At 68.2% G+C, this 8327-nt stretch carries 6 protein-coding genes; all 6 read left to right on the forward strand.

What is annotated here, in order from left to right; genetic code table 11:
• Positions 1 to 48 precede the first annotated feature (48 nt).
• Complete coding sequence (gene purB, locus AACZ35_RS09800) at positions 49 to 1416, forward strand: adenylosuccinate lyase (protein ID WP_339828618.1); 1368 nt, start codon at positions 49 to 51, stop codon at positions 1414 to 1416.
• A gap of 7 nt (positions 1417 to 1423) precedes the next feature.
• Positions 1424 to 2614 carry a cupin domain-containing protein gene (locus AACZ35_RS09805; protein ID WP_339828620.1) on the forward strand — a complete coding sequence of 397 codons (1191 nt, stop codon included), beginning with the start codon at positions 1424 to 1426 and terminating at the stop codon, positions 2612 to 2614.
• A gap of 4 nt (positions 2615 to 2618) precedes the next feature.
• Positions 2619 to 3578: a GNAT family N-acetyltransferase gene (locus AACZ35_RS09810; RefSeq protein WP_339828622.1), complete on the forward strand. Its 960-nt coding sequence runs from the start codon at positions 2619 to 2621 to the stop codon at positions 3576 to 3578.
• Positions 3579 to 3757: 179 nt separating this feature from the next.
• A complete protein-coding gene (locus tag AACZ35_RS09815; protein WP_339828624.1) occupies positions 3758 to 6580 on the forward strand; it encodes a 2-oxoglutarate dehydrogenase E1 component in 2823 nt (940 codons plus the stop codon).
• A 31-nt stretch (positions 6581 to 6611) separates the two neighbouring features.
• Positions 6612 to 7793 (forward strand): 2-oxoglutarate dehydrogenase complex dihydrolipoyllysine-residue succinyltransferase, encoded by a 1182-nt coding sequence (gene odhB / locus AACZ35_RS09820; protein WP_339828627.1) that lies wholly within the window; start codon positions 6612 to 6614, stop codon positions 7791 to 7793.
• A 23-nt stretch (positions 7794 to 7816) separates the two neighbouring features.
• The coding region (locus tag AACZ35_RS09825) for an FAD-dependent oxidoreductase (protein ID WP_339828630.1) at positions 7817 to 8327 on the forward strand (511 nt) is incomplete at its 3' end.

Raw genomic sequence — 8327 nt, forward strand, 5'->3', positions numbered from 1 at the left:
AGGGGCCGGTTAGAATGCGTACCTTCCCCGCCTTGCCCGAGCCTGCCGATGTCCGACGCCGCCCTCACCGCCCTGTCCCCCATCGACGGCCGCTATGCCGGCAAGGCCGAGGCGCTGCGGCCGATCTTTTCCGAATACGGGCTGGTGCGCGCCCGCGTGCGGGTGGAAGTGGAATGGCTGCTGGCCCTGGCCGCCGAAGCCGGCATCACCGAGCTGGCGCCCTTCTCCGACGCCGCTGCGGCCCGCCTGCGCGCGCTGGCCGACGGCTTCAGCGTCGCCGACGCCGCCCGGGTGAAGGAGATCGAACGCACCACCAACCACGACGTCAAGGCGGTCGAATATTTCATCAAGGAACGCCTCAAGGACGACGCCGAGCTCGGCCCGGCCCTGGAGTTCGTGCATTTCGCCTGCACCAGCGAGGACATCAACAACCTCAGCTACGCCCTGATGCTGCAGGAGGCCTACACCCGGGTCATCGCCCCCAAGACCGCCGAGGTGATGGAAACCCTGCGTTCGATGGCGCACGAACACGCCGCCCTGCCGATGCTCTCGCGCACCCACGGCCAGACCGCCTCGCCGACCACCGTCGGCAAGGAAATCGCCAACGTCGTCGCGCGCCTGCAGCGCCAGGTGGCGGTGATGCACGGGGTCGAGTTCCCGGGGAAGATCAACGGCGCGGTCGGCAACTACAACGCCCACGTGGTCGCCTACCCCGACGTCGACTGGCCGGCGCTGGCGCAGCGTTTCGTCGAATCGCTGGGCCTGGACTTCAACCCCTACACCACCCAGATCGAGCCGCACGACGGCATCGCCGAACTCTGCGACGCCCAGCGCCGCATCAACACCGTGCTGGTGGATCTTTGCCGCGACGTCTGGGGCTACATCTCGCTGGGTTATTTCAAGCAGGCCGTGAAGGCCGGCGAAGTCGGCAGTTCGACCATGCCGCACAAGGTCAACCCGATCGATTTCGAAAACGCCGAGGGCAACTTCGGCGTCGCCAATGCGCTGCTGGGCCACTTTTCCGAAAAGCTGCCGATCAGCCGCTGGCAGCGCGACCTGACCGACTCCACCGTGCTGCGCGCGCTGGGCACCGCCTTCGGCCATTCGCTGATCGCGCTCGACGCCCTGCAGCGTGGCCTGGGCAAGCTCAGCGTCAATCCCGAACGCCTGGCCGCCGATCTCGACGCCGCCTGGGAAGTGCTGGCCGAACCCGTGCAGACGGTGATGCGCCGCCACGGCCTGGCCAATCCCTACGAACAGCTCAAGGCCCTGACCCGCGGCCAGGGCATCACCGAAGCCTCGATGCGCGAGTTCATCAACGGCCTGGACCTGCCCGCCGACGCCAAGGCCCGCCTGCTCGCCCTCACCCCGGCCAGCTACGTCGGCCACGCCACCGCGCTGGCGCGCTCGGTCTGAGCCCGGCATGAAAAGACCGCCGATCGAAGTCACCGGCTCGCACAGGCAGCCGCTGGGCATGCCGGCGGCGGCGTTCCTGCGGGACTACTGGCAGAAGCGGCCGCTGCTGATCCGGCAGGCGTTCCCGGGTTTCGAGTCGCCGATTTCGCCCGAGGACCTGGCCGGGCTGGCCTGCGAAGAGGCGGCGCTGTCGCGCATCGTGCTGCACGACCGCGGTCGCGACCGCTGGGAGCTGCGCACCGGGCCCTTCGACGAAGCCATGTTCCCGGACCTGCCCCGCCAGGACTGGACCCTGCTGGTGCAGGACGTCGACAAGTGGGACATGGACATCCGCGCCCTGCTTGAAGCCTTCCGCTTCCTGCCGGCGTGGCGGCTCGACGACATCATGGTCAGCTTCGCCGCGCCCGGTGGTTCGGTCGGCGCGCACGTCGACCAGTACGACGTGTTCCTGCTGCAGGCCCAGGGCCACCGGCGCTGGCAGATCGACAGCCGCACCGGCGCCCCGCTGGACTTCCGCGACGACGTCGAACTGAAGCTGCTGTCGTATTTCGAACCCGACCACGACTGGGTGCTTGGCCCCGGCGACATGCTTTACCTGCCGCCCGGCGTGCCCCACCACGGCGTCGCCGAAGACGCCTGCCTCACCTTTTCGGTGGGCATGCGCGCGCCCTCGCGCGCCGAACTGATGGTGGACCTGGCCGAAGAGCTGGCCGCGGCCCTGCCCGAGGAGGCCCGCTACGCCGACCCCGACCTGGCGCCGGCGCGTGATGCCTGGGAAATCGACGACGCCGCCTTCGGGCGCCTGCGCGAGGCGCTGGCCGACCTGCAGTCGCTCGACGATGACCGCCTGCGCGCCTGGTTCGGCCGCTTCATCACCCAGTACCGCGCCGGCGGTGAAATTGATGCGCCGGCCCGCGTCCCGGATGCAGGCGCCGTGGCCAAGGGCCTGGACCAGGGCGGCATCCTGCTGCGGCATCCGCACTCGCGGGTTGCCTGGGCGCGGCATGGCCGCGGGGCCCGGCTGTTCGCCAATGGCCTGGACCTGTCGCTGGGCGTCGCCGACGCCCGCCGCCTGGCCGCCGCCGAACGCCTGGACGCCGCCGGCCTGGCCGCGCTTGGCGCCCGGGGCCGTGAAGCACTGCAAACCCTGGTGGCCGCCGGCCACTACCAGCTGGTCAAGCCCCGACGCCGACGGTGACGCCATGATCCCGACCGATTTCCGCATCGAACCCGCCGACTACGCCACCGACCTGCCCGACCTGCGCAAGGTCCGGGAAACGGTGTTCATCCTCGAGCAGAAAGTGCCCGAGGAAGAAGAGTGGGACGCCCTGGACCCGCAAAGCCACCACGTGCTGGCCCGCGACGCCGACGGCCAGCCGATCGGCACCGGCCGCCTGACCCCCGAACACAAGATCGGCCGCATGGCCGTGCTGCGCGAGTGGCGCGGCCGCGGCGTCGGCGACGGCCTGCTGGTGGCGCTGATGGACCGCGCCCGGGCCCTGGGCTGGACCGAGGTCAAGCTCAATGCCCAGGTGTCGGCGCTGGACTTTTATGCCCGGCACGGGTTCGAACCCTACGGCGAACGTTTCATGGAAGCCGGCATCGAACACCAGGCCATGCGCCGCACGCTCGAACCCCTGGCCGGCCCCGAGCGCCCGCCGGCCCGGCCGCGTGGGCCGTCCATGGCCGCCGAGGAATTCGACAGCCTGTCCGCCGCCACCGAGGCGACCATCCGGCTGGTGGACGACGCGCGGCGCGAGATTTTTATCTTCAGCCGCGACCTCGACCCGGTGCTGTATTCACAGCCAGTCGTCATCGACGCCTTCCGGCGCTTCGCCACCGCCGGCCGCGGCGGTGTGGTCCAGCTGATCGTGCTCGACCCGGCCGCCGTGCAGGGCCAGGGGCATCCCCTGCTTGGCCTGGCGCAGCGGCTGACTTCGGTATTCCAGTTCCGCACGCCGGTCGAGGACGTGGACCTGCAATACCCTTCGGCCTTCCTGGCCAACGACCGCGACGGCTACCTGTTCCGGCAGCTCGGCAGCCGCTGGGACGGCGACTGGAGCCCGGCCCACCCGGCGCGCACACGGCAGCTGGCCGAGCACTTCGGCCGGGTCTGGGAGCGTTCACGCGCCTGCACCGAATTCCGGGCCCTGGGTATCTGAACAGGCCCGCCCCGGGCCGCCGGCTGGCGGCCCCGAAGCGCCTTGCGGGCCCGGCATCGGGTTCTAAAGCCTGGCCGTGCGGGCTATAATCCCGGGCCTTGTCGTCGCCATCGCGCGATGCCCCGACATCCCATTCCATCAATCACTTACCCGTCGTCGAGACGGGCCAGGCCAGGGTCGTGGACAGTCTGATCAAGAAGTTTAAACAGACCTCTCAGCTTGCCGGCGGCAATGCCGCCTATATCGAAGACCTGTACGAACAGTACCTGGTCGATCCCGATGCGGTGCCCGCCGCCTGGAAAACCTACTTCGACGGCTTCAAGGGCCGCGAAGCGGGCGACGTGCCCCATTCCGTGGTCATGGCCCAGGTCCAGGCCGCCGCGCGCGCGCCGCGTTCGGGCGGCGTCGACGACGAAACCGCGCGCAAGCAGGCCGCCGTCGGCAAGCTCGTCACCGCCTACCGCTCGCGCGGCCACCTGGGCGCCCAGCTCGACCCGCTGGGCATGATGGCCCGCCCCGAGGCCCCGGACCTGGGCCTGGCCCACCACGGCCTGGCCGATGCCGACCTGGACACCGAGTTCACCGTCGACACCTGGTTCGGTGCGCCCAAGTACAAGCTGCGCGACCTGCTGGCCAAGCTGCGCGCCTCGTACTCGGGCAGCATCGGCGCCGAGTTCATGCACATCTCCGACGTGCAGCAGCGCCGCTGGATGCAGCAGCGCCTGGAAGGCGCCACCACCGGCTACGGCCTGGACAAGGACGCCCGCCTGCGCCTGCTCGAGCGCCTCACCGCCGCCGAGGGCCTGGAGCGTTACCTGCACACCGCCTTCGTCGGCCAGAAGCGTTTTTCGCTCGAGGGCGGCGACTCGCTGATCCCGCTGATGGACACCCTGGTCCGCCACGGCGGCAGCGCCGGCATCAAGGACGTGGTCATCGGCATGGCCCACCGCGGCCGCCTGAACACGCTCATCAATACGATGGGCAAGCCGCCGCACAAGCTCTTCGACGAATTCCGCGGCCAGTTCGAACACAACGACGACCCGGCCTATTCGGGCGACGTGAAGTACCACATGGGTTATTCGTCCGACGTCGCCACGCCCGGCGGCCCGGTGCACCTGGCCCTGGCTTTCAACCCCTCGCACCTTGAAATCGTCGATCCCGTCGTCGCCGGTTCGGTGCGTGCGCGCCAGATGCGCCGCGGCGACACCCAGCGCGAACAGGTGCTGCCGATCCTGATCCACGGCGACGCCGCCTTCGCCGGCCAGGGCGTGGTGATGGAACTGTTCCAGATGTCGCAGGCCCGCGGTTTCGCGGTCGGCGGCACCATCCACGTGGTCATCAACAACCAGGTCGGCTTCACCATCAGCCGCCCGGACGATTCGCGTTCCACGCTCTACAGCACCGACCCGGCCAAGATCATCGGCGCGCCCGTGCTGCACGTGAACGGCGACGACCCGGAAGCCGTGGCCTTCTGCGCGCAGATGGCCTTCGACTTCCGCCGTGAATTCGGCCGCGACGTGGTCATCGACCTGGTCTGCTACCGCAAGCACGGCCACAACGAAGCCGACGAGCCGGCGGCCACCCAGCCGCTGATGTACAAGAACATCCGCGCCCGCAAGTCCACGCGCGAGCTCTACGCCGACAAGCTGGCCGCCGAGGGCGTGATCGACGCCGACGGCGCCAAGGCGCTTGTCGACGGCTACCGGGAAAAACTCGACAAGGGCGAAGTCACCACCGAACTGGTGAAGGTGGACGCCGATCCCTTCGCCGTGGACTGGTCGCCCTGGCTCGACGGCACGCTGGCCGACGAGGTCAAGACCGCCGTCAAGCGCAGCGACCTCGACAAGCTGGCCACGCAGATCAACGCGCCGCGAGAAGGGCTGAAGCTGCACGCCCGCGTCGCCAAGATCTACGAAGACCGCCGCAAGATGGCCGCCGGCGAGCTGCCCATGGACTGGGGTTTCGCCGAAAACCTGGCCTACGCGACCCTGCTGTCGGAAGGCTACAAGCTGCGCATCGTCGGCCAGGATTCCGGCCGCGGCACCTTCTTCCACCGCCACGCCGTGCTGCACGACCAGGCCACGGGTGAAGCGGTGATGCCGCTGCGCGAGCTGGTGGACAACCCCGAACACGCCATGATCATCGACTCGCTGCTCAGCGAAGAGGCGGTGATGGCCTTCGAATACGGCTATTCCACCGCCGAGCCGGGCACGCTCAACATCTGGGAAGGCCAGTTCGGCGATTTCGCCAACGGCGCCCAGGTGGTGATCGACCAGTTCATCACCTCGGGTGAGTCCAAGTGGGACCGCCTGTGCGGCCTGGTGCTGTTCCTGCCGCACGGTTACGAAGGCCAGGGCCCCGAGCACAGCTCGGCCCGCCTGGAACGTTTCCTGCAGCTGTGCGCCCTGGACAACATCCAGGTCTGCACGCCGACCACGCCCGCGCAGATGTTCCACATGCTGCGCCGGCAGATGCTGCGCGCCACCCGCAAGCCGCTGGTGGTGATGACCCCGAAGTCCATGCTGCGCCACAAGCTGTCGGTGTCGGGCCTGGACGACCTGGCCAAGGGCGGTTTCCAGAACCTCATTCCCGACAGCACCTGCAAGGATCCGAAGAAGGCGCGCCGGGTCGTGGTCTGCGGCGGCAAGGTTTATTACGACCTGGTCGAAGCCGCGGCCGCGAAGAAGGTCAAGGACGTCGCCATCGTTCGCGTCGAGCAGCTCTACCCGTTCCCGCGGGCGCTGCTGGCCGCCGAACTCAAGCGTTTCGGCGCCGCCAAGGAAGTGGTGTGGTGCCAGGAAGAGCCCCTCAACCAGGGCGCCTGGTACCAGATCCGCCACCATCTTGATTTCTGCCTCGCCAAGGGCCAGTCGCTCAGCTACGCCGGGCGTTCGCGCTCGGCCTCGCCGGCGGCGGGCCACCTGAACACGCACAACGCCGAACAGGCGCAGCTGATCGAAGACGCCCTGGTCAGCGCGCCCAACACCCACACCGCCGAATAAGCCCCCACTCCACGCCAGCAGGACCTTGTCCATGAGCATCGAAGTCAAAGTCCCGGTCCTTCCGGAATCCGTGTCCGACGCCACCATCGCCACCTGGCACAAGAAGGCCGGTGACTCCGTCCGTCGCGACGAGAACCTGCTCGACCTCGAGACCGACAAGGTCGTGCTCGAAGTGCCGTCGCCGGTCGCCGGCGTGCTCAAGGAGCTCAAGTTCAAGGAAGGCGACACGGTGAACAGCCAGCAGGTCGTGGCGATCATCGAGGAAGGCGCCGTTGCCGAGGCGCCGAAGGAAGAAAAGAAGGCCGACGCACCGAAAGCCGACGACAAGCCGGCCGCGAAGGCCGAAGCCGCCAAGGCCCCGGCCAAGTCCGGCGGCAAGACCGAACTGCCCCCGGGCGCCGCGGCCCACGCCGCCCGCAACGACGTCAACCCGGCCGATGTCGCCGGCACCGGCCGCGGTGGCCGCGTGACCAAGGAAGACGTGGTCAACCACATCAAGGTCGGCGGCGGCGCCCGTCCCGAGCAGCGCGTGCCGATGACCCGCATCCGCCAGCGCATCGCCGAACGCATGATGGAGTCCAAGAACTCCATCGCCATGCTCACCTCCTTCAACGAGGTGAACCTGGGCAAGGTGATGGCCATGCGCAAGGAGCTGGGCGAAGGCTTCGAGAAGACCCACGGCATCAAGCTGGGCTTCATGGGCTTCTTCGCCAAGGCCGCGGCCAACGCGCTGCAGAAGTTCCCGGCGGTCAACGCCTCCGTCGACGGCACCGAGATCATCTACCACGGCTACGCCGACATCTCGATCGCCGTGGCCACCGAAAAGGGCCTGGTGACGCCGGTGCTGCGCAACGTCGAGAACATGAGCTTCGCCGACGTCGAATCGTCCATCGCCGGTTACGCCAAGGCGGCCCGCGAGGGTGGCCTGAAGCTGGAAGACCTGCAGGGCGGCACCTTCACCATCACCAACGGCGGCACCTTCGGTTCGCTGATGTCCACGCCGATCGTCAACCCGCCGCAGTCGGCGATCCTGGGCATGCACGCCATCAAGGAGCGCCCGATCGCCGAGAACGGCCAGGTCGTGGTGGCGCCGATGATGTACATCGCGCTCAGCTACGACCACCGCATCATCGACGGCAAGGACGCGGTGCTGTTCCTGGTGGACATCAAGAACCAGCTCGAGAATCCCCACCGCATGCTGCTGGGCCTGTAAGGCCGACAAGGAAGGAACCGGATATGTCTGAGCAATACGACGTCGTCGTCATCGGTGCCGGCCCTGCCGGCTACCACGCCGCCATCCGCGCCGCCCAGCTGGGCATGAAGGTCGCCTGCATCGACGCGGCCCTGGGCAAGGACGGCAAGCCGGCGCTGGGTGGCACCTGCCTGCGCGTGGGCTGCATTCCCTCGAAGGCATTGCTCGACAGTTCGCGGCAGTTCCACAACCTGCAGCACCTGTTCGGCGAACACGGCATCAGCGCCAAGGACCCGAAGATCGACGTCAAGACGATGGTTGGCCGCAAGGACAAGATCGTCAAGCAGTTCACCGGCGGCATCGCCCAGCTGTTCAAGGCCAACAAGATCACCGCCTACTACGGCTTCGGCACCCTGCACGCCGGCAAGAAGGTGGTGGTGAAGCAGCACGACGGCAAGGACGTCGAGCTGGTCGGCAAGCACGTTGTCATCGCCGCGGGCTCGGATTCGATCGAGCTGCCGTTCGCGAAGTTCGACGGCAAGCACGTCGTCGACA

The sequence above is a fragment of the uncultured Arenimonas sp. genome, assembly GCF_963976025.1.
GTDB lineage: Bacteria > Pseudomonadota > Gammaproteobacteria > Xanthomonadales > Xanthomonadaceae > Arenimonas.